The sequence below is a fragment of the Compostimonas suwonensis genome, from assembly GCF_002797855.1.
GTDB lineage: Bacteria > Actinomycetota > Actinomycetes > Actinomycetales > Microbacteriaceae > Compostimonas > Compostimonas suwonensis.
Window position 1 is genome coordinate 170,702 of sequence record NZ_PGFB01000004.1, and the last position, 19,885, is coordinate 190,586.

The window sequence follows — 19,885 nt, forward strand, 5'->3', positions numbered from 1 at the left end:
CGAGCGCCACGTTGTGCGTCGCGGCACTACCTGTCGCACTGCTTGCGACACTGCTTGCGCCACTGCTCACGGCGTTCAGTGAGCACCCTCGATCGCCTGTTCGAGCAGGTGCACGAGGGCCTCGAGCTGGATGCTGTCGCTCGGAACGAGGTCGGCGTCCGAGCCGTCGAGCGCACGGGCCGCGAGGCCCTGCTTGTTGTCGATGAGCTCGGCGATCTTCGTGTCGATCGTGTGCGCGGCGATGATCCGCCATGCCGTGACCGGCTCCTCCTGGCCGATGCGGTGCACACGGTCGATGGCCTGCGTCTGCTCGGCCGCCGTCCACGACAGCTCGGCGAGCACGACGTTGGAGGCCGCCTGGAGGTTGACGCCGACGCCCGCCGCGGTGAGCGAGCACACCGCGATCGAGACCTCGGGGTCGTTGTTGAAGGCGTCGATCTGGCCCTGACGGAAGTCGGCGGTCTGGTCGCCGCGGATCGAGACCGTCGTGAGGCCGCGCGAGGCGAACGCCTCCTCGGCCTGGTCCATGACGTCGATGTGCTTGGCGAAGAAGACCACCTTGCCCACCGAGCGGGCCAGCTGGGCCGTGTAGTCCGCGGCGAGCTGCGCCTTCGCCTGGCCGATCTTGCGCACCATCGTGAAGACGTTGTCGCCCGTCGTGGTCGACTTCGACTCCTCGAGTTCGCTCGAGGCGACCATACGCATGAGCTGCTCGGGCGTGTAGTCGGCCGCGGCCTTCGACGCCGACATCGTGCGGAACTTCTTGAGCAGACGCTCGCCGAGCTCCTTCTCCGCCTTGCGGATGCTGCGGCCCAGCTCGTCGTCGAGCTCGACGGGCAGGTCGGCGATGCGCTTCGAGGGCAGGTCGGCCGCGACATCCACCTTCTTGCGGCGCACGATCCCCATGTCGACGACCGCGCGGCGTGCCGCCTGATAGAAGCCGGGATCGGCCGGGGTGAGCTCGGTCTCCTCGAGGCGCTCCATAAGCGGTGCGGTCGGCTTGCTGCCGTCGATCCAGCCGAGGAACTGCCAGATCGCGCGGAAGTCGTCGATGTCGTTGATGAGCGGCGTTCCGGTGAGCGCCATCAGCAGGGGGTCGCCGTTCGGCGCGGTGCGGCGGATCGCCTCGGCGAGCCCGAGCACGTAGCGCGAACGCTGCGAGTGCAGGTTCTTGATGAAGTGGGCCTCGTCGACGACCATGCCGCGGAAGCCGAGGGTGCCGAGCCACGAGAGGTGCCGGTCGAGCACCTCGTAGTTGACGATCACGACGTCGGCGAAGGCGTCGAGCTGGGCCCCGTCGCCGTGGATGACGGTGGCCCGGCGATGCGGCGTCCACATCTCGACCTCGCGCGCCCAGTTGACCTTGACCACGTTCGGCACGACCACGAGCAGCGGGTAGGCGTTGGCGACGGATGCCGCGAGCACCGACTGCGCGGTCTTGCCGAGTCCGGGCTCGTCGGCGAGCAGGAATGAGCGGTGGCCGGCGCGGACGCTCTCGATGAACCGGGCCTGGTGCACCATGAGCTCGTGGCCGGGGGGCGAGTAGCGGTCGATCAGGGGCGGCGGCGGCAGCTCCATGCTCGCCGCGACGCCGCCCGCGCCCTGTTCGAACGACTTGAAGAGCGGCCCGAGCAGCTCCCAGCTGTCGAGACGGCGACGCGGGGCCGGGGCCTGAGCCGCGACGGCGCTGAAGTCGGGGGCGAGGAAGGGGTTGGCGAGCTGGCGGGCGCGCACCGAGGCGGGCACGACCTGCTTGTCGGCGAGCTCGGCGGGGATGACCGTCGGCTGCTGCACCTTGGGCGGCTCGGTCGTGATGATGAGCTCGTCGGGGCTGAGCTCGGTGCCGGCCTCGAGCAGCCAGTCGCGGCGGAAGCGCTGCGCGACCGAGGAGACCGAGGCATCCGGCTCGAGAAGCGTGATGAGGGAGGTGTCGCGCGCGGCCGTCTTCGCGAGGATCGTCGCGATACCGTCGAGCCGTTTGAGCATCTCGGCACGGGCGGAGTCGGTCAGCTCGGTGCTCGTCTTGACCTTGGCGCGCTCTTCGCGCATGAGGAGCGCGATGACCTGGAACTTGACCCGGTTGGTGGGCCCGACCTTGCCGCCCTGCGCCTTCGCCTCGACCTCGCGCACCTTACGGGCGAGGATGGGGATGAGCGGCGCGTCGTCGTCGCGCGAACGCCCGCTGCGCCCCGACGAACCGCGGGATTTCGAGCGGGTGCCCGACGCTGTCGAACCGGTCGAACCTGATCGAGTGCCTTGGCCTGGGCCGGACATTGTCCTCCTGTGCTGTACGAACCGCCGACGTTGGGCAAACGCAGGCGGGCGATCCGAGAGGATCGTGTCTGCCGATACGCCGGTCTGGCAGAAGCCCCGGGTCTTCGTGGAAGAACCCCGAAGAACCTCACCGACGGAACAGCTGCACGCCGACCCGCGAGGGAAAGCCACACCGAAGATCACGTGTCACGTGTCGGATGGCGTCCGGGTTGCCCGGCGTACCCGCCCAGTTTACGCCATTCGGGGGGCGAACGGGCTCATGGCGGCCACAAACGTCAGCGGCGGGTCGTGTTTCCGCGTGAGGCCTGGTTGCGCGCCGCCGGATTCGGCACGGTGATGCGGATGGCGGCGCCCACGAAGACGACGCACGCCGCGAACTGCAGGAAGAGCCACGGCTGATCGTCGATCGTGATCGGGAACACGGGGTTCCAGAGCACCGCGATGGGAACGAGGCCCACGAGCCACCACCACTTCTTGGCCTGGACCGCGAAGACCACGATGATGAGGGCCAGGATGGAGACGATGTAGCGGATGACGATGTAGCCGTCGGGCGAGCCCAGGAGCGCCAGGCCCGCGAGCAGGGCGATCGCGGCGAGCAGGCCGGGAGCCAGCGCCGGTCGGGAGATGGCGGGTTCGTTCGTGGGCATAAAAACAGCCTAGCCGGGGGCGGTGTCGCCCCCGGCCAGGCCGGTTGTCGCTTGTGCGGTTCTACGCGCTGATCAACGCTGTGCCGGGGCTCAGCTCAGGCGGCGCCGGCGCACGAGGAACGTCGTCGCGATGCCGCCGGCGAGCAGGATGCCGCCTGCCGCGAGCCAGAGCATGGCGTCCGCTCCCGTACTCGGCAGCTTCTCGACCTCGCCGGCCGGGTCGGTGCCCTCGCCGGTGCCGCCGTCGCCGCCGTCATCCGGCACGAGGCCGAACATCACGTCGGCGGAGCCGAGGCGCAGGAAGACCGTCTCGCCGGTCGCGTCGTTCACGCCGTCGTTGTCGGTGACCGCGTAGGCCTGGCCGTCGGTGCCGACGGTGAAGCCCTCGAGCTTCTCCTGGGTCCAGCCGTGCGTCGCCTTCATGTCGGGCAGCACGTCGTGGCGCAGCGTCTTCTCGAGGACCGGCAGCTCGCCGTCGGCGTCGTCGGCCGAGAGGCCCGGGCCGGTCGGCAGCTCGACGCTGTAGATGCGCTTGATGGCCGCTTTCTCGCCGTTGAGCTTGTCGCGCTCGATGACCGCGAGTTTGCCGGCGAAGACCGTGATCTCGCTCAGGCCCATCCAGTCGGCGGTGTTCGAGGCGTCGGAGACGGCATCGAGCTCGTAGCCGAAGAAGTCCCAGCTCCCGGCCTCGACGTCGTAGCGGGCGAGGCGCACGGTGCCGGCCGGGTCGGTGCTGAGCTCGCGCTGCAGTGCCGTCCAGACGTACTCGTTCTCACCGACGACCTGGGCGCTGACGCCCTCGAAGCCCCACTTGCCGAGTGCGTCGGCGACGGTCGCGGGAAGCTCGATGTCGTCGATGACCGCTGCCGCGTCATCCAGGAGCAGGAGGTGGTTCTCGGGGCCGGTCGCGCCCTCGGAGACCGCCCAGTAGCCGCCGGCCGGGCGGGCGAAGATGCCCTCGAGGTCGAGGGCGGCGTTCTCGCCGTCGACCGTGACGGGGCGGGCCTCGGTGATGACGGCGGGCTCCTCGGTCACGTCGATCGTGTAGATGAGGCTCGGCGCGTAGGCGTTGTCGCTCACCGAGTAGAGGATGCCGGGGTCGTTCGGGTCGGCGGTGAGGCCGGACTGGGCGCCCCAGGCGATCGGCTTCTCATCCACGTACTCCGAGCGCAGGCTCGGGAAGAACGGCTTGTCGGCGCCGAACTCGTAGACCTGAACGGTCGCGCGCATGCTGATCTCGGCGTCGTCCTCTTCGCTCGAGACGACCAGGAGGTCGCGCTCGGGGATCGCGAGCAGGCCCTCGGGCCCGTTCGTCGAGGGCAGGATCTGCACGAAGCGGGGCTGCGTGGGGTCGGTCACGTCGTAGACGGCCACGAAGTTGCCGCGCTCGCTGCCGACGAAGACGTAGGGGACGCCGTCGAAGGTCGCCGAGAGCAGGCCCTCGGGCTCGGTGCCCTTGGCGTCCGAGCGGCTGTCGGGGTAGAGGGCGTGCTGAATGGCGAGGTACTCCATGTCGGTGCCGGAGTCGAAGACCACGTCGCCGGTCTGCGCGTCGAAGATGGTCCAGCCGCGGGTTCCACCGAGCCAGTCGCCCTCGTTGGCCGTCGCGACGAGGTCGTTGCCGATCCAGCCGATCGAGTCGGGCTCGCGGGGAACGTCGGTGAAGCTCCCGGTGAGCGAGAGGGCGCCGTCGTCTTCAGTGTCGATGCCCGAGAGGCTGCTCGTGCCGGCCGAGAAGTGGCTCGTGACGGCCGCGCTCTCGATGTCGACGAAGGCGACGCCGTTGTTCTCCTGCAGGGTCACGGCGACGGTGCTGTCGTCGGGGCTGATCGTGACGTACTCGGTCTCGGCGTCCTCGGCCTCGGTGAGGCCCGAGAGGCCCGCGAGCGCGACGCGACGCAGCTCCCAGTCGGCGGGGGCGCCGTCGAGGGTGAGGATGACGAGCTCGCCGGAGGGCAGCTGAGGCAGGTCGCCCTCCTCCTTGCCCTCGGGGGTGAACTCCTCGTCGCGCTGGTTCTCCATGGCGATGACGGCGTACTTGCCGTCGGAGGTCATGTCGATCGAGTCGGGCTGGCCGCCGAGCTCGATGGTCTCGAGAACCTCGTGGTCGCCGTCGGCCGCGAGGACGCTCACGTGGCCGGAGGGGTTCACGAAGTCGCCGTCCGAGCCGTCGACGACGGCGAGGATGTAGTCGCCGACCGCGTAGACCGAGGTCGGCGAGCCGTCGACGGGGACGGCGCCGGCCGCGACGGGCGCATGGGCGTCGGTGATGTCGTAGAACGCGATCTGGTCGCCCACGGCGTCCGTCGTGATGACGGTGTTGCCGTCAGGCGTGACGGTCGAGATCTCCGCGACGGCGGGCCCCCCGACCGGCGTCGCGTTGAGGTAGGCCGGAACCGTGGCCACCCTGTTGAAGTAGCTCTGACCCTCTTCCGCGGCGTTCGCGGCCGGAAGGGCCACCGCCCCGGTCACCATGATCGCCGCGACGGATGCCGCGACTACGGCACCCCCGCGAACACTCGAACTGACGCCCATGTCTCTCCTCGTTCACGTGAAATCGGTAGTCGACGCACATCGGATCCATAGCTTTCTCTGCCACGGGGAATGCCGCCCGATCGAGCGTGACGGCGGTGAGTAACGGAGAGGCTCACGGCGGGTTTCCGGATGGTGAATGAACGGTTATGCGACGGCAAATCCGCGGCGAGGTCCCGATCGCATCCCCGACCCGCCCCGCCCGCGTCGCGCCCGATTCGCGCCCGCGTCCCGTCGCGATCGCGCAGCGGTAGCCTTGTCGGGTGATCGAGGACATCCAGAAGCGCGCTCTGCACCGCACCCGCATTCTCGAGGGCCAGTTGCGCGGCATCGAGAAGATGATCGAGAACGATGCCTACTGCATCGACATCATCACGCAGTCGCTCGCCGTGCAGAAGTCGCTCGGCTCGCTCAACAAGCTCCTCGTCGAGAACCACCTGCGCACGCACGTCACCGAGATGTTCGAGGCCGGCGGCGAGCAGCGCGAGGCCGCGATCACCGAGCTGCTGCGGGTCTTCGAGCTGTCGAACAATCGCGCCTGAGGCTTGCGGGCGCCCGAGCGTCCGGCGGCGGCGTCAGAATCCGCGCCGCGGCCGCTCGTAATGGTCGACGGGCAGCACGATGGGCCGCGTGATCGGGGGAAGCGCGTCGAGCGCGTCGATAGCCGGGCGCAGCGCCGCGAGCCACGCCTCGTAGCCGGCATCCGTCAGATGCAGCTCGTCGTCGGAGAAGACGCTGTCGATCGCGGTGCCGTCGGAGCTCAGCACGGGCCAGAGGTCGAGGTACTGCGCGCGCACGGTGGGCGCGAACTGCCACAGGTGACGGTTGATCTCCTGGATGCTCTCGGCGTACTCCGCGCCGCGCGGGATGACCGACTGCAACAGGATGCGGGTCTCCGGCAGCGCCTTGCGCAGCGTCACGAGGATCGTCTCGATCGTGCGCACGACGTGCTCGACGGAGCGGCGCCAGGCCAGGTCGTTGGTGCCGATGAGCAGCACGACGGCATCGGGGTCGAGGTCGACGATCTCGCTCAGGCGGGCGAGGAGATGGTCGGTCGTGTCACCGCCGGCGCCGAGGTTGTGGGTCTCGTGGTCGGGGAACCACTCCGCCCAGCGCCCGGCCTCCGTGATGCTGTCTCCTGCGAACACGATCGTGCCGACAGTCGTCATGGCCAACCTCCCTGGGCGCTCGGGCGCCGTGCCCTTCTCCATCATCCCCCCGCATCCTGAGCTTGACCAGGGCCTGACGTGCTATGAGATCCCGTGCGAGGCTCCGGATGAGACCCTGCGCCGGCTATCCCACCGCCTGCGCGAAGGCCGCCGGCTGCTCGGCCTGGTCGGCGAGGTGCGCGAGGTTCTGCGGCAGCTCGAACCCCTTGCGCCGCATCGACTGCGCCCAGAGCCGACCGGCGCGGTACGAGGATCGCACGAGCGGGCCCGCGAGCACGCCGAGGAAGCCGATCTCCTCGGCCTCCTCCTTGAGCTCGACGAACTCCTCCGGCCTCACCCAGCGCGCGACCGGAAGGTGCCTCGGGCTCGGGCGCAGATACTGCGTGAGGGTGATGATGTCGGTTCCGGCGTCGTGCAGATCGTGCAGTGCCGCGCTGATCTCGGCGCGCTCCTCGCCCATGCCGAGGATGAGGTTCGACTTCGTGATGAGCCCCGCGTCACGTCCCTGCGCGAGCACGTCGAGCGAGCGCTCGTAGCGGAAGGCCGGGCGGATGCGCTTGAAGATGCGCGGCACCGTCTCGACGTTGTGGGCGAAGACCTCCGGCCGCGACGAGAACACCTCGCCCAGCAGATCGGGGTTGCCGGAGAAATCGGTGGCGAGGATCTCGACCCCCGTGCCCGGGTTGCGCCGGTGGATCTCGCGCACGGTCTCGGCGTGCAGCCATGCGCCCTCGTCGGGCAGGTCGTCGCGGGCGACGCCCGTCACGGTCGCATAGCGCAGCCGCATCCGCCCCACCGACTCCGCGACCCTGCGCGGCTCGTCGGTGTCGTAGTCGGCGGGTTTGCCCGTGTCGATCTGGCAGAAGTCGCACCGCCTCGTGCACTGCGAGCCGCCGATGAGGAAGGTGGCCTCGCGATCCTCCCAGCACTCGAAGATGTTGGGGCAGCCCGCCTCCTGGCACACCGTGTGCAGTTCCTCCGACTTCACGAGGGCCTGCAGAGCCTGGTACTCCGGCCCGAACCGCGCCGTGGTCTTGATCCATTCCGGCTTGCGCTCGATGGGCGTCTGCACATTGCGGGCCTCGAGACGCAGCATCCTGCGGCCCTCCGGGGCGGCGCTCATGCCGCGGCCTCCGCGACCCTCGCGCTCCCCGCAGCGGCCCCGGGCTCCGCGAACACGTCGAATCGCGCACGGACGAGCGGGATCACGTCGAGCGGATCGACCCGGCGGCCGAGGCACTCCGACACCGTCGTGACACCGGCGTCGCGGATGCCGCACGCGACGATGTGCGCGTAGGGCTCGAGGCTGTTGCTGCAGTTGAGCGCGAAGCCGTGCATCGTGACTCCCCCGGCGACGCGGATGCCGATGGCCGCGATCTTGAAGTCGCTCAGCCCTCGGGTCACCCAGACGCCCGACCGGCCCTCGATCCGCCGGCAGTCGACGCCGAGCTCCTCGAGAACCTCCATGAGCAGGCTCTCGAGCCGTCGCACGTAGCCGACCACGTCGATCGGCTCCTCGAGCCGCAGGATGGGGTAGCCGACGAGCTGACCGGGCCCGTGCCAGGTGAGCTTGCCACCCCTGTCGACGTCGATGACCCGACTGCCGTCGGTCGGCCGTTCAGACGCCTCCGTGCGCTTGCCCGCCGTATAGACGGGCTCATGCTCGAGCAGCACGAGGGTGTCGGGGATCGTCCCCGCCGTCACCCCGTCGTGAAGGCCCCGCTGAAGCGCGAGTGCCTCGTCGTACGGAACGGCCCGGTCACCGAACCCCGCCAGAATGACATCCATACGGGCAGTCTAATTAATAAATGGACTGCGTCCAGTTAATTATCCTTCTCCGGATCCCGGTCAGTGGAGGCCGCCCGCACGAGCACCCGTCCGAGGCGGCCCAGGTAGTCGAGGAATCCCGGCTCGGCCTCGACCCGATAGCTCATGCCCTCGGGGATCCAGTAGAGCGCGCTCGCCATCTCCTCGTAGCTGTAGCCGCCGATCGGCCACATCGTGGTGGCGGCCGCGACCGGCTCGGCTCCCGAGCCCCAGACGCCGAAGTGCGCGAGGAAGCCGTCGATGTCGACGTCGAGGATGACTCGGGCCACGTGCCGGCGCTTGAGGCTCGAGATCGCCGCGGCCACGAACTCCGCGGCGTCGGCGGCCGGCAGCTCGCGTTCGGCGAACCGCACCCGGGTCGGGAAGAGGCCGTCGATCCGGTCGACCCGGAAGGTGCGCCAGTCGTCGCGGTGCAGATCCCAGGCCACGAGATACCAGCGGCGCTCGGCCGAGACGAGGGCATGCGGCTCGACGAGGCGGTCGCTCCGCGCCCCACTCGTACCCTCGTAGCTCGTACCTTCATAGCGGAAGCGCACCCGCTCGCGATCGCGGCAGACGAGCGCCAGCTGCCCGAGCAGCTCGGGCGCGACCTGCGGCAGTTCACCCTGCTGCCCCGCACCGGCCTGCCAGAGGCTCATCGGCAGCGTGTGGCTCTGCAGCGCGGCGACCCGCCGGCGCAGGTGGGCCGGCAGCACCTGCTCGAGCTTGGCGATCGCACTGAGGGTGAGGTGCTCCGATCCTTCGAGACCGCCCTGGGCGCTCGCGCTGAGCCCGACCGCGATCGCGACGGCCTCGTCCTCGGTGAGCAGCAGCGGCGGCAGCTCGCTGCCGGCCTCGAGCTGGTAGCCGCCGATCGCGCCCCGAGTCGCACCGACGCGGTAGCCCAGCTCCCGCAGCCTGTCGATGTCGCGGCGCAGGGTGCGCCCGCTCACGCCGAGCCGCTCGGCGAGCTCCGGGCCCGCCCAGTGCCGGTGGGTCTGCAGCAGGGAGAGCAGTTCGAGGGTTCTGGCTGTCGTGTCGGACATGGCACCATCTTCTCGCGCATAGCGGACGGAAAGTGGCCTGATGGATTCCTAACCTCTCCCCATGACCACTCACACCGACACCATCATCAGCGCCCGGCGGCTGAGCAAGAGGTTCATCGTCAAGAAGGCACCCGTCGACGCCGTCGTCGGCCTCGACCTCGAGGTCGAACGCGGAGAGCTCGTGGCCTTCCTCGGACCCAACGGCGCCGGCAAGTCCACGAGCCTGCGGATGCTCACGACCCTCATCCCGCCCACGAGCGGGCAGGCGCGCGTCGCGGGCCACGACATCCGCCGCGACCCGGCCGAGGTGCGCCGGCGCATCGGCTACATCGGCCAGGGCAACAGCGCGAGCCAATACCAACGGGTGCGCGACGAACTGCTCAGCCAGGGCGCCTTCTACGGCCTCGGCCGCGGCGCGACCCGGCGACGGGCCGACGAGCTCATCGAGTCGCTCGACCTCGGCTCGTTCGCCAAGCGCCCCGTGCAGGGGCTCTCGGGCGGGCAGAAGCGCCGGGTCGACATCGCGCTCGGCCTCATCCACGGGCCCGAGCTGCTCTTCCTCGACGAGCCGTCGACCGGCCTCGACCCGCAGAGCCGCGCCAACCTGTGGGAGCACATCCTGCGCCTGCGCGAGGAGTACGGCACCACGATCTTCCTCACCACCCACTACCTCGACGAGGCGGACCAGCTCGCCGAGAGGGTCATGGTCATGGACGAGGGCCGGATGATCGCCGACGACACCGCCGCAGGCCTCAAACGCACCCTCGCCGGCGACCGGATCGTGCTCACGCTCGACGACGCCGCGGATGCCGCCGACGCCGTGGCCTGCGCGCGGGCCGCCGGTGCGAGCAGGGCCGTCGCCGAGGGACGAACCGTCACCTGCACGGTGGACGAAGCGGATGCCGCGCTGCTCGGGCTGCTGCGCGAGCTCGACGGCCGCGGCATCCGTGTCTCGAGGGCGACCCTGCACCAGCCGACCCTCGACGACGTCTTCCTCGCTCTCACCGGCCGCAGCCTGCGCGAGTCGGGGGCCGCCGCGGAGCACGCGATCGGGCAGACGACCGAACCCGCGAAAGCAGAGGCCGCACGATGACCACCACGACCAGCACGACCACCGGCGCACGCCCCACCGGATTTCTGCGCGACACCGGCAACGTCTTCGTGCGGGAGCTGAGGCCGGTCATCCGCGACCCGTTCTCGCTCGTGTTCAGCCTCATGCAGCCGCTCGTCTTCCTGATCTTCTTCGGGCCGCTGCTGAGCGGCTCCTCGGGGCAGTCGACGGCGGAGACCCTGCAGTGGTTCGTGCCCGGCATCCTCGTGATGATCGCCCTCTTCGGAACGGCGATGACCGGCTCGAACCTGCTCTTCGAGATGCAGACCGGCTCCCACGAGCGCACCCTCGTCGCGCCGCTCGCCCGCTCCTCGCTGCTCGTCGGGCGCGCGCTCAAGGAGATGGTGCCTCTCGTGATCCAGGCCACGGTCATCGTGCTGCTGACGATCCCGTTCGGCTTCCGGCCCGACCTCGCCGGCATGCTCGTCGGGCTCGTGCTCATCGGCCTCTTCGGAGTCGGCTTCGGCGCGCTCAGCTATTCGCTCGCGATCGCCTCGAAGTCGCGCGACTGGATGTTCTGGACGGTGCAGCAGGGCCTGCTCTTTCCGATCATGATCCTCTCGGGCATGCTGCTGCCCCTCGACGACGGGCCCGAGTGGATGCGGGTCGCCGCGGCCTTCAACCCCGTGAGCTACATCGTCGCCGCCGAGCGCGCGCTGTTCTCGGGCGACATCGCCTCGCTCACGGTGCTCGGCGGCTTCGTCGCGGCCGCCGTGGTCGCGGCGCTCGGTCTGGGCCTCGGCATCCGGGGCATGCGCAGGAGCAGCTGAGCCACGAGCTGAGCCCGCAGCGGAGTCGCGGGGCTGCGTTCTGTCAGCGGGCGGCCACGGCCGCCCGCTCGGCGAGCTGGTCGAGCACAAAACGTGCGGCGGGAACGAGCCGCGGGAACTCCGTGCGGTAACGGGCCACGATCCTGCGCGAGCCCAGCTCGCCGACACCCGGCACACCGGCGCCCAGCACCCGGACGCCGCCGGGCTCGGGCAGCGCGAGCATGGGCACCACGGCGGCGGCGAGGCCTGCCGCGACGATCGCGAGCACGGCGGGATACTCCACGCACTCGTGCTCCCGGCGCAGTCGCACCCCGTCGCGTCTCTCGATGGTCTCGAGGAGCGCGCCCGGCATCCCGTCGGGAAGGCCCACCCAGGGCGAGTCGTAGAGCTCGGAGAGCGCCGCCGGTGGCGGCCACGAGGCGGGCACGACGATCCGGTAGGGGTCGTCGATGAGCACGTCCTCGCTCATCCCCTCGTCTGCGAGAGCATCCTCGCCCGTCTCGCGCTTGGCGATCACGATGTCGGCGGCTCCCGCGCGCAGTGCGCGTATGCCGGAGCCGTCCCGGTCCTCGACGATCCGCACCGTCACCGCGCTCGCCTCCGCCCCGAGCACGGCGGCGGCGGGTGCGACGAGACTCTGGATGGCCGTCGGGAACGCGGCGACCGTGACCGTGCGACGGTGGGCCCCGCGCAGCTCGGAGATGTCGCTCGACGCGCTCACGAGCTCGTCGGCGATGGCGTCGGCGCGCGCGGCGAGCCGGAGCCCCGCGGGCGTGAGAGTGAGCTTGCTGTTGCCGGCGCGCACGACGAGGCCGAGCCCCGTCTCCGCCTCGAGCTTGGCGAGGTGCTGAGAGACCGCGGATGCCGTGATGCCCAGGCTCTGGGCGGCAGCCTGCACTCCCCCGGAGCGCTTGAGCTCGCGCAGCACCATGAGCCTGCGCACGTCGGGAAGAGTCATCTGGCCTCCATCGCTACTTAACCCGGACTGTAGAAGAAACATCTACCACCGTAGCGGAACTTAAGCCGAGAATGGATGCCGTGGACAACCTGATACCCGTGCTCATGACCGTGATCGGCTGGCTCGGCACCCTTCTGCTGCTCGGAGCGTATGCGCTCGTCACCGTCAAGAGGCTGCGGGTGGACGGCTGGGCCTACCAGGGCGCCAATCTCCTGGGCGGCGCCCTCCTGATGGTCAACACCGCCTACCTCTCGGCCTGGCCGTCGGCCGCCCTCAACCTCGCCTGGCTCGGTATCGGGGCGGTCGGGCTCGTGCACGGGCGTCGTGCCCGCCTGCGGCTGCGCACCGGAGCCCGGCCCGAGCCCGAGCTCTAGCCGAGAGCGGCGCCGAGCCGCGCCGCCTCCCGGTGCGCTGCGGCGAGCTCGCTCGCGCTGCGCTCAGCCAGCTCGGCGAGCGCGGGCACGAAATCGGCGAGGGTCACGCTCGTCGTGACGACGGTGACGTCCATGCCAAGGGCGGAGCCGAGCACGATCCGCAACGCGGGAACCTCGTGATCCCAGTCCTGGCTCGGCGTGCCGGGGTCGTACACCGCGCCTCGCGCGGTGACGATCACCGCCGGGCGTCCCTCGAGAGGTCGGGGACTGCCGGCGAAGGAGCCCGTCACGCCGGGAACATGGATGTAGTCGATCCAGGCTTTGAGCGTCGAGGGCAGCGAGTAGTTGTAGAGCGGCGCTCCGATCAGCAGCACATCGGCGCAGAGCAGCTCGTCGAGGAGCTGCCGCTGAAGCTCATCGGCCTCGCGCGCAGGCGTTGCACCCGGCGGCCGCAGCTCGGGCGCCCAGTGCAGCGCCGGGTCGGCGAGGTGCGGCAGCGGTCGCATGTGGAGGTCGCGGTAGACGACCGTGTAGTCGTCACCTCGACCGCGCCAGGCCTCGGCGAAGGTCGCCGTGATCGCGCGCGAGCGCGACGACGTCAGGTCGGCGGATGAGTCGAGGTGCAGCAGCGTGGGCATAACCCAACGCTACAACCCGGCTTCAGCGGTAGCTGACAGCGTCGCGGCGGGAGAAAGTCTCGCCGGCACGTGGAAGATCACGTGCCGGCGAGACTTTCGCGTTCCGTGACAGCGAGTCTCGACGTCCAAACCTCGAATCGAGGTCCAGATGCGCTCAGATGAGGCTCTTCGTGTGCCAGACGGTCTTCGTCTCGGTGAACGCCGTGATGCGCGCGAGCGCGGGGGCCGCGGCATCCGGGCCGGACTCGGGGGTCAGCACGCGCTTGAGGGTCTCGGCGGCGGCGATCTCGAGGTCGACCCAGTCGAGCTCCTCCGCGCCCACGAGGTCGAGGGCGTTGACGTCGGAGTGCGAGGCGAGCCACGGCGCGATCTCGGCGGGAGAGCCGGTCAGCACGTTGACCACGCCGCCGGGCACGTCGCTCGTCGCGAGCACCTCGCTCAGGCTGATCGCGGCGAGCGGCAGGCGCTCGCTCGCGACGACGACCACCGTGTTGCCGCTCACGAGGGCCGGCGCGACGGCGCTCACGAAGCCGAGGAGCGAGGAGTCCTGCGGGGCGATGATCGCCACGACGCCGGTGGGCTCGGGGGTCGAGAGGTTGAAATACGGACCCGAGACGGGGTTGCCGTTGCCGGCGAGCTGCACGTACTTGTCGGCCCAGCCCGCGTACCAGATCCAGCGGTCGATGGCCTCGTCGACCTGCGCCGAGGCCTGAGCGGATGTCGCGCCCTCCGCCGCGCGGATCTCGTCGACGAACTGCGCCCGCCGCCCCTCCAGCAGTTCCGCGATGCGGTAGAGCACCTGACCCCGGTTGTACGCGGTGGCGCCGGACCAGCCGCCGAGAGCGGCACGCGCCGCCACGACCGCATCGCGGGCGTCTTTGCGCGAGGCCTGGGCCGCATTGGCGAGGAAGGCGCCCTCGGCGGTCGTCACCTCGTAGGTGCGGCCGGACTCGCTGCGCGGGAACTTTCCGCCGATGTAGAGCTTGTAGGTCTTGGGAACGGCCAGTCGGGTCATTTCTTCACTCCCTTGCGGTTCGTGGCGGGAGCCGCCTTCGGTGCTGTCTTGGGCTCAGCCTTCGGTGCCGTCTTCTTCGCCGCCGCCTTCGGGGCCTCGACGACAGCCGCCGCGGGGCTCGCGGTCAGCGCCGGCTTGGCACTGGCGGGCTTGAGATACGCGGCGAGCCCGTGGCGTCCGCCCTCGCGCCCGTAGCCCGACTCCTTGTAGCCGCCGAACGGCGAGGCCGGGTCGAAGCGGTTGAAGGTGTTGGCCCAGACCACGCCCGCGCGCAGCTTGTCGGCGACGGCGAGGATGCGGCTGCCCTTGTCGCTCCAGATGCCCGCCGAGAGGCCGTAAGGAGTGTTATTGGCCTTGCTGATCGCCTCGGCGGGCGTGCGGAAGGTGAGCACCGAGAGCACCGGCCCGAAGATCTCCTCGCGCGCGATGCGGTGGCTCGTCGAGACGTTCGTGAAGATCGTGGGCGCGAACCAGAAGCCGTTCTGCGGCAGCTCGCACTTCGGGCTCCAGCGCACGGCGCCCTCGGCCTCCCCGATGTCGCTCAGCTCGCGGATGCGGGCGAGCTGCTCGGCGCTGTTGATGGCGCCGACATCGGTGTTCTTGTCGAGCGGATCGCCCACCCGCAGGGTCGAGAGGCGCTCTTTGAGGCGGTCGACGACCTCGTCGTGGATGTTCTCCTGCACCAGGAGGCGGGAGCCCGCGCAGCAGACGTGGCCCTGGTTGAAGAAGATGCCGTTGACGATGCCCTCGATCGCCTGGTCGATGGGCGCGTCGTCGAAGACGATGTTCGCCGCCTTGCCGCCGAGCTCGAGGGTGACCTTCTTGCCCGTGCCCGCGATGGAGCGCGCGATCTCACGCCCGACCGCCGTCGACCCCGTGAAGGCGACCTTGTTGACATCCGGGTGGTTCACGAGCAGCCGCCCGGTCTCCCCCGCGCCTGTCACGATGTTGACGACTCCGGCGGGCAGATCGGCCTGCTGCAGGATCTCGGCGAAGATGAGCGCCGAGAGCGGCGTCGTCTCTGCAGGCTTGAGCACGACCGTGTTGCCCGCGGCGAGCGCCGGCGCGATCTTCCAGGCGAGCATGAGCAGCGGGAAGTTCCACGGGATGACCTGGGCCGCCACGCCGAGCGCGGCGGGGTTGGGCCCCACGCCGGCGTGATCGAGCTTGTCGGCCCAGCCCGCGTAGTAGAAGAACCAGGCGGCCACGAGCGGCACGTCGACGTCGCGGCTCTCCTTGATGGGCTTGCCGTTGTCGAGGCTCTCGGCGACCGCGAGCTCACGGGCGCGCTCCTGCACGAGACGCGCGATGCGGAAGAGGTACTTGCCGCGGTCGGAGCCCGACATCCGCGACCAGCTCGTGTCGTAGGCCCGGCGGGCGGATGCGACGGCCGCGTCGATGTCGGCCGCGTCGGCGCTCGCGATGGTCGCGATGCGCTCCTCCGTCGCCGGGGAGATGGTCTGGAAGCTCGCGCCGTTGCCGGGCACGAACTCGCCTCCGATGAACAGGCCGTACTCGTCGCGGAGGGACAGGATTGTCCGCGACTCGGGGGCCGGTGCGTATTCGAGGAAAGTCATGAGTGTTGTCTTCTTTCTCAGCCGACGGCGGTTCTCAGTCGACGGTGACGTAGTCGGGGCCCGAGTAGTGGCCCGTGGTCATCTTCTGGCGCTGCAGCAGCACGTCGTTGAGCAGGCTCGACGCCCCGAACCGGAAGAGGTGCGGCTGCAGCCACTCCTCGCCGGCCGTCTCGGCGACGGTCACGAGATAGCGGATGGCGTCTTTCGAGCTGCGGATGCCGCCGGCCGGCTTCACGCCCACACGACGGCCGCTCACGCGGTACCAGTCCCGCACGACCTCGAGCATGCTGAGCGTCACCGGCAGGGTCGCCGCGGGTGAGACCTTGCCGGTCGAGGTCTTGATGAAGTCGCCGCCGGCGAGGATCGCGAGCCAGGAGGCGCGCCGCACGTTGTCGTAGGTGTTGAGCTCGCCGGTCTCCAGGATGACCTTGAGGTGGGCGGAGCTGCCGTCGGCGCGGCGGCAGGCGTCTTTGACGGCCACGATCTCGTCGTAGACCTTGCCGTAACGGCCGGAGAGGAAGGCACCGCGGTCGATGACCATGTCGATCTCGTCGGCGCCGGCCTCGACGGCATCCTTCGTGTCGGCGAGCTTGACCGCGAGCGACGCCCGGCCGCTCGGGAAGGCCGTCGCGACCGCGGCCACCTGAATGCCGCCGTCTCCGCCGGCCGCGTGCGCCGAGCCGAGCGCCTCGACGGCGTAGGGCACCATGTCGCCGTAGACGCAGACGGCCGCGACGCGCGGGGTGCTCAGGTCGGAGGGGTCCGGGGTCATCGCCTTGGCGACGAGCGAGCGCACCTTTCCCGGGGTGTCCGCGCCCTCGAGCGTCGTGAGGTCGATGAGCTCGATGATCGTGTCGAGCGCTCGCCTCTTCGAGCTCGTCTTGATGGAGCGGGTGGCGAGGTCTGCCGCGCGGGCCTCGAGCCCGACGGCGTCGACTCCCGGGATGCCCTCGAGGTAGCGGCGGAGATCGGCGTCGGTCGGGTCTCCGTCGACGAGGGCCCGGATCCTCTCGGCCGGCGCGCTCCCGCCCTGCTGGGTGAGTGTCATCGTGCGATTCCTTCCTGGAGAGCACGGCTGTCGGCCACGAGGGCCGACGCCGTTGCTTCGTCTGTGACGAGCACCGTGCACAGGCCGCTCGACGCGACCGCCCGGGCGATCCCGAGCTTCGCGGCGCCGGCGATCACGGCGATGCTGATGGTGGCCGAGCGCAGGGCGTCGTGACCGAGGCCGAGGGTGCGCTCGTTGAGCTCGTGGTCGACGATCGCGCCCTGGGCGTCGATGAAACGGCCGACGACGTCGCCGACCGCTCCCCGGTCGACGAGGGTCGCGACCTCCTCGGCCGTGAGATAGCCGCTGTCGACGAGCACGGAGTTCTCGTCGGCCGTGCCCGCGCTGAACAGGTAGGCGGAGACCGCACCGGCACGGGTCAGCACCGCGGCGACCGTGCGATCGGTCTCGACGGCGCGTTTGGTCTCGACCCGCTCGAAGATCGCGGGGCTCGGCAGCACGGTGGCCCGGCCGCCGCCCTTGTTGGCGATCGTGACGGCGGTCTCGGCGGCGTCGCCGGGGTGCATGGTCACGCTCACGCCGCCGTTGACCTGCACGACGTCGACGCCGCGCGCCCAGCCCTCGTCGAGCTGGCTCGCGAGGTCGTGCAGGGTGCGGCCCCAGCTCACCCCGAGGGAGCGCGGCGTGGGGCGCAGAGCGGTGAGGTAGTCGGCGGCGGAGCGAGTGACCCGCAATCGCAGATCGTCGTCGCTCGCGGCGTCCGTGCCCGAGACGACGACGGCGTCGTCGAGGCCGTAGCGCTCGCGCAGAGCACGCTCGATGCGCACCTTGCGGGCCCGGGGGTGGGAGATCTCGATGCGCACGAAGCCGTTCTGCTTCGCCTGCGCGAGCAGGCGGCCGACCTTCCAGCGCGTGATGTGCAGGAGGTTGCCGATCTCCTCCTGCGTCTTGTCGTCTTCGTAGTACAGCTCGGCGGCACGGAGGGACAGCAGCTCGTCACTCTGCAACACGGCGGACCCCACTCTCTTCTTCAGTCAACGATAGGCACGTGCCCGGCGGTTCTCAACATCTGTGGGTGGCTTTGCTCATCTGAGCAATGGCGTCGACCGGTCCCCGCGTCCAATAGCCTTTCCTGGTGCCAGAAAAACTCGCTGTAGCCGTCGACTTCGGCGGCACCAAGGTCGAAGCCGCTCTCGTGAGCGCCAACGGAACCGTCGTCGAAGGATCGCGCCATCGCGCCCCGACCGGCCGGGCGGCCGACTCCTCCCAGCTCGAGCAGAGCGTGACCGGCGTCGTGGCCTCCGCCATCGCCGCGCGCCCGCAGGGCGACACGATCGTCGGCGTGGGCATCGGCTCCGCCGGCCCCGTGCTCGTGAGCGAGGGGCTCGTCTCGCCGCTCAACGTGCCGGCGTGGCGCGACTACCCCATGCGTGAGCTCATCCGCTCCTCCGTCGCGGGTGAGCTGGGCGATGTGCCCGTCGAGCTGCAGATGGACGGCGTCGCGATCACCCTCGCCGAGCACTGGGTCGGCGCCGGCCAGGGCGTCGACAACCTCATGGGCATGGTCGTCTCGACGGGCATCGGCGGCGGGCTCATCCTCGGCGGCCGCGTCGTCGCCGGCCCCACGGGCAACGCGGGCCACATCGGCCATGTGGATGTCGCGGGCATCGTCGGCGAGGACACCTTCGGCAATCGGGGCTCCCTCGAGGCCATCGCCTCGGGGCCGCACACGGTGGCCTGGGCGAACTCCCAGGGCTGGGTCGGCGGCACGGGCGAGGAGCTCGCCGCGAGCTACGCGGCCGGCGACGAGCTCGCGCGGCAGGCGATCGTGCGCACCGGAACGGCGCTCGGCCAGGCCATCGCGAGCGCGACGGCCCTCCTCGACCTCGAGCTCGTCGCGATCGGCGGCGGGTTCTCGCAGTCGACGCCCGACCTGCTCACGGTCATCCGCGAGACGATCGCGCGTCACCACTTCGGCTTCGTGCGCAAGGTGCGGGTTGCGCCCTCCGGGCTCTCCGGCACCGGACCGCTCGTGGGCGCCGGCGCGATCATCCACCGCGCCGAGATGCTGCGCCGGCCGTAGTCCTCGGTTCGGGGCCGTCACCCCGTTCCCGCTACGACCCCGGTCGACGTCGCAGCTCCTGCGTCACTCGATGCGCCTGCTCGAGGAGCAGCCGACCGAGCGCCGGACGTCGTTCCGCGGAGAAGCGCGGCTCGATCCCGGTGAGGCTGAGAGCCCACGCGGGCTCGCCGTGCGGATCGAAGACGGTCGCCCCCATTCCCCAGCTCCCCTCGACGATGAGCCCGGGATTGAGCGCATACCCCGTCGCACGTGTCGCCCGTATCCGGTCCCGCAGCGGCCCCGTCCCATGCGACCGCCCGTGCGCGAGGGTGAGATCGTTGCGCGCGAGGTAGTCGTCGACGCGCTCGTCGGGGAGGAACGACAGGATCGCGAGCCCGGCGGATGCCACGCCGAGGGGAAAGCGGATCCCCTCGTAGAGTACGAACGAACGGATCGGGAAGGCGCCCTCCTCACGCAGCAGGCACACGGTCTCCTCACCGCGCCGCACCGAGAGGAACGCGCTCTCGCCCGTGGCCGCTGCGAGCGTTCGAAGGCTCTCGCGCGCGACGCGCGTGATGTCATAGCGCTCGGCCGCAAGCGCCCCCATCACATAGAGCTCCGGGCCGAGCACCCAGCGGTTCGTGACCGGGTCGTGGTCGAGCAACCCGTTGGCGGCGAGGGAGGCGAGGATCCGGTGCGCCGTGGGTCGAGTCAGGCGGGTCGCCTCGGCGACCCGCGTCGTCGAGAGCCCGGCTGGCATGGCACCGCTCACACAGCGCAGCACGGCGGCTGTGCGGTCGACGAGCTGTGTACCGGGAACGGAAGTCGGCATGTCCACATTCTGGACTATCTACTCTATGGATTTCCAGATTTCGACCATAATTCAACTGAATTGGC

The 19,885-nt window shown here is 70.2% G+C and carries 19 protein-coding genes; 5 read left to right on the top strand and 14 right to left on the bottom strand.

All coding sequences use genetic code 11. The features are described 5' to 3' along the window. Nucleotides 1-75: 75 nt before the first annotated feature. From CLV54_RS11925 to CLV54_RS11935, 3 genes are all read right to left on the bottom strand, one after another. Entirely contained in the window at nt 76-2,274 is a 2,199-nt protein-coding gene (locus CLV54_RS11925; protein ID WP_100345210.1) for a DEAD/DEAH box helicase, read from the bottom strand. A gap of 275 nt (nt 2,275-2,549) precedes the next feature. After that, a complete protein-coding gene (locus tag CLV54_RS11930) occupies nt 2,550-2,921 on the bottom strand; it encodes a DUF6804 family protein (RefSeq protein WP_100345211.1) in 372 nt (123 codons plus the stop codon). A 90-nt stretch (nt 2,922-3,011) separates the two neighbouring features. Next, complete coding sequence (locus CLV54_RS11935) at nt 3,012-5,456, bottom strand: esterase-like activity of phytase family protein (RefSeq protein ID WP_100345503.1); 2,445 nt, start codon at nt 5,454-5,456, stop codon at nt 3,012-3,014. Between the two features lie 260 nt (nt 5,457-5,716). On the opposite strand from CLV54_RS11935, the gene CLV54_RS11940 reads away from it, so the two are divergent. Next, nucleotides 5,717-5,995: a metal-sensitive transcriptional regulator gene (locus CLV54_RS11940; protein WP_100345212.1), complete on the top strand. Its 279-nt coding sequence runs from the start codon at nt 5,717-5,719 to the stop codon at nt 5,993-5,995. 33 nt (nt 5,996-6,028) lie between these two features. Here the strand turns inward: CLV54_RS11940 and CLV54_RS11945 are convergent, their stop codons facing one another. The 4 genes from CLV54_RS11945 to CLV54_RS11960 all read right to left on the bottom strand — a co-directional run bounded on the left by CLV54_RS11945 (nt 6,029) and on the right by CLV54_RS11960 (nt 9,474). Then, complete coding sequence (locus tag CLV54_RS11945) at nt 6,029-6,622, bottom strand: GDSL-type esterase/lipase family protein (protein WP_100345213.1); 594 nt, start codon at nt 6,620-6,622, stop codon at nt 6,029-6,031. A 124-nt stretch (nt 6,623-6,746) separates the two neighbouring features. Then, nucleotides 6,747-7,745 (bottom strand): lipoyl synthase, encoded by a 999-nt coding sequence (lipA, locus tag CLV54_RS11950; RefSeq protein WP_100345214.1) that lies wholly within the window; start codon nt 7,743-7,745, stop codon nt 6,747-6,749. Continuing rightward, on the bottom strand, nt 7,742-8,410 hold the full coding sequence (gene lipB / locus CLV54_RS11955) for a lipoyl(octanoyl) transferase LipB (RefSeq protein ID WP_100345215.1): 669 nt from the start codon (nt 8,408-8,410) through the stop codon (nt 7,742-7,744). Before lipB ends, lipA begins: the two co-directional genes overlap by 4 nt. 35 nt (nt 8,411-8,445) lie before the next feature. Continuing rightward, on the bottom strand, nt 8,446-9,474 hold the full coding sequence (locus CLV54_RS11960) for a helix-turn-helix transcriptional regulator (RefSeq protein WP_100345216.1): 1,029 nt from the start codon (nt 9,472-9,474) through the stop codon (nt 8,446-8,448). A 61-nt stretch (nt 9,475-9,535) separates the two neighbouring features. Here CLV54_RS11960 and CLV54_RS11965 point away from each other — a divergent pair, with 61 nt between their 5' ends. After that, a complete protein-coding gene (locus tag CLV54_RS11965; RefSeq protein WP_211294535.1) occupies nt 9,536-10,567 on the top strand; it encodes an ATP-binding cassette domain-containing protein in 1,032 nt (343 codons plus the stop codon). Further along, complete coding sequence (locus tag CLV54_RS11970; protein WP_100345217.1) at nt 10,564-11,355, top strand: ABC transporter permease; 792 nt, start codon at nt 10,564-10,566, stop codon at nt 11,353-11,355. Before CLV54_RS11965 ends, CLV54_RS11970 begins: the two co-directional genes overlap by 4 nt. Before the next feature lie 43 nt (nt 11,356-11,398). Here CLV54_RS11970 and CLV54_RS11975 read toward each other — a convergent pair whose 3' ends face one another. Continuing rightward, complete coding sequence (locus CLV54_RS11975) at nt 11,399-12,313, bottom strand: LysR family transcriptional regulator (RefSeq protein ID WP_170061990.1); 915 nt, start codon at nt 12,311-12,313, stop codon at nt 11,399-11,401. A gap of 80 nt (nt 12,314-12,393) precedes the next feature. On the opposite strand from CLV54_RS11975, the gene CLV54_RS11980 reads away from it, so the two are divergent. Next, entirely contained in the window at nt 12,394-12,687 is a 294-nt protein-coding gene (locus CLV54_RS11980; protein WP_211294536.1) for a CBU_0592 family membrane protein, read from the top strand. Here the strand turns inward: CLV54_RS11980 and CLV54_RS11985 are convergent. The 5 genes from CLV54_RS11985 to CLV54_RS12005 form a co-directional block, all read right to left on the bottom strand. After that, nucleotides 12,684-13,325: an FMN-dependent NADH-azoreductase gene (locus CLV54_RS11985; protein WP_100345219.1), complete on the bottom strand. Its 642-nt coding sequence runs from the start codon at nt 13,323-13,325 to the stop codon at nt 12,684-12,686. The two genes, CLV54_RS11980 and CLV54_RS11985, sit on opposite strands and share 4 nt — an antisense overlap. A 154-nt stretch (nt 13,326-13,479) precedes the next feature. After that, nucleotides 13,480-14,340 carry an aldehyde dehydrogenase family protein gene (locus tag CLV54_RS11990; RefSeq protein ID WP_100345220.1) on the bottom strand — a complete coding sequence of 287 codons (861 nt, stop codon included), beginning with the start codon at nt 14,338-14,340 and terminating at the stop codon, nt 13,480-13,482. Then, nucleotides 14,337-15,917, bottom strand: coding sequence for an aldehyde dehydrogenase family protein (locus CLV54_RS11995; RefSeq protein ID WP_245861675.1), 1,581 nt, complete (start codon nt 15,915-15,917; stop codon nt 14,337-14,339). The genes CLV54_RS11990 and CLV54_RS11995 overlap by 4 nt, the downstream gene beginning before the upstream one ends. Nucleotides 15,918-15,951: 34 nt before the next feature. Further along, complete coding sequence (gene deoC / locus CLV54_RS12000; RefSeq protein ID WP_100345221.1) at nt 15,952-16,965, bottom strand: deoxyribose-phosphate aldolase; 1,014 nt, start codon at nt 16,963-16,965, stop codon at nt 15,952-15,954. After that, a complete protein-coding gene (locus tag CLV54_RS12005; RefSeq protein ID WP_100345506.1) occupies nt 16,962-17,936 on the bottom strand; it encodes a sugar-binding transcriptional regulator in 975 nt (324 codons plus the stop codon). Before CLV54_RS12005 ends, deoC begins: the two co-directional genes overlap by 4 nt. Before the next feature lie 125 nt (nt 17,937-18,061). On the opposite strand from CLV54_RS12005, the gene CLV54_RS12010 reads away from it, so the two are divergent. After that, the gene (locus CLV54_RS12010; protein WP_100345222.1) at nt 18,062-19,009 is read left to right on the top strand and encodes an ROK family protein; all 948 of its coding nucleotides are present in this window, start codon (nt 18,062-18,064) and stop codon (nt 19,007-19,009) included. 31 nt (nt 19,010-19,040) lie between these two features. On the opposite strand, the gene CLV54_RS12015 is transcribed toward CLV54_RS12010, so the two are convergent. Further along, entirely contained in the window at nt 19,041-19,820 is a 780-nt protein-coding gene (locus CLV54_RS12015) for an IclR family transcriptional regulator (protein ID WP_100345507.1), read from the bottom strand. Between the last annotated feature and the right edge of the window lie 65 nt (nt 19,821-19,885).

Excerpts from the sequence above, each read along its gene's own strand:
- CLV54_RS11945 (WP_100345213.1), bottom strand. The coding sequence starts at position 6,622 with ATGACGACTGTCGGCACGATCGTGTTCGCAGGAGACAGCATCACGGAG.
- CLV54_RS11975 (WP_170061990.1), bottom strand. The coding sequence starts at position 12,313 with ATGACTCTTCCCGACGTGCGCAGGCTCATGGTGCTGCGCGAGCTCAAG.
- CLV54_RS11985 (WP_100345219.1), bottom strand. The coding sequence starts at position 13,325 with ATGCCCACGCTGCTGCACCTCGACTCATCCGCCGACCTGACGTCGTCG.
- lipB (WP_100345215.1), bottom strand. The coding sequence starts at position 8,410 with ATGGATGTCATTCTGGCGGGGTTCGGTGACCGGGCCGTTCCGTACGAC.
- deoC (WP_100345221.1), bottom strand. The coding sequence starts at position 16,965 with ATGACACTCACCCAGCAGGGCGGGAGCGCGCCGGCCGAGAGGATCCGG.
- CLV54_RS11965 (WP_211294535.1), top strand. The coding sequence starts at position 9,536 with ATGACCACTCACACCGACACCATCATCAGCGCCCGGCGGCTGAGCAAG.
- CLV54_RS11995 (WP_245861675.1), bottom strand. The coding sequence starts at position 15,917 with ATGACTTTCCTCGAATACGCACCGGCCCCCGAGTCGCGGACAATCCTG.
- CLV54_RS12015 (WP_100345507.1), bottom strand. The coding sequence starts at position 19,820 with ATGCCGACTTCCGTTCCCGGTACACAGCTCGTCGACCGCACAGCCGCC.
- CLV54_RS11990 (WP_100345220.1), bottom strand. The coding sequence starts at position 14,340 with ATGACCCGACTGGCCGTTCCCAAGACCTACAAGCTCTACATCGGCGGA.
- CLV54_RS11970 (WP_100345217.1), top strand. The coding sequence starts at position 10,564 with ATGACCACCACGACCAGCACGACCACCGGCGCACGCCCCACCGGATTT.
- CLV54_RS11935 (WP_100345503.1), bottom strand. The coding sequence starts at position 5,456 with ATGGGCGTCAGTTCGAGTGTTCGCGGGGGTGCCGTAGTCGCGGCATCC.
- CLV54_RS11960 (WP_100345216.1), bottom strand. The coding sequence starts at position 9,474 with ATGTCCGACACGACAGCCAGAACCCTCGAACTGCTCTCCCTGCTGCAG.
- CLV54_RS11930 (WP_100345211.1), bottom strand. The coding sequence starts at position 2,921 with ATGCCCACGAACGAACCCGCCATCTCCCGACCGGCGCTGGCTCCCGGC.
- CLV54_RS11925 (WP_100345210.1), bottom strand. The coding sequence starts at position 2,274 with ATGTCCGGCCCAGGCCAAGGCACTCGATCAGGTTCGACCGGTTCGACA.
- lipA (WP_100345214.1), bottom strand. The coding sequence starts at position 7,745 with ATGAGCGCCGCCCCGGAGGGCCGCAGGATGCTGCGTCTCGAGGCCCGC.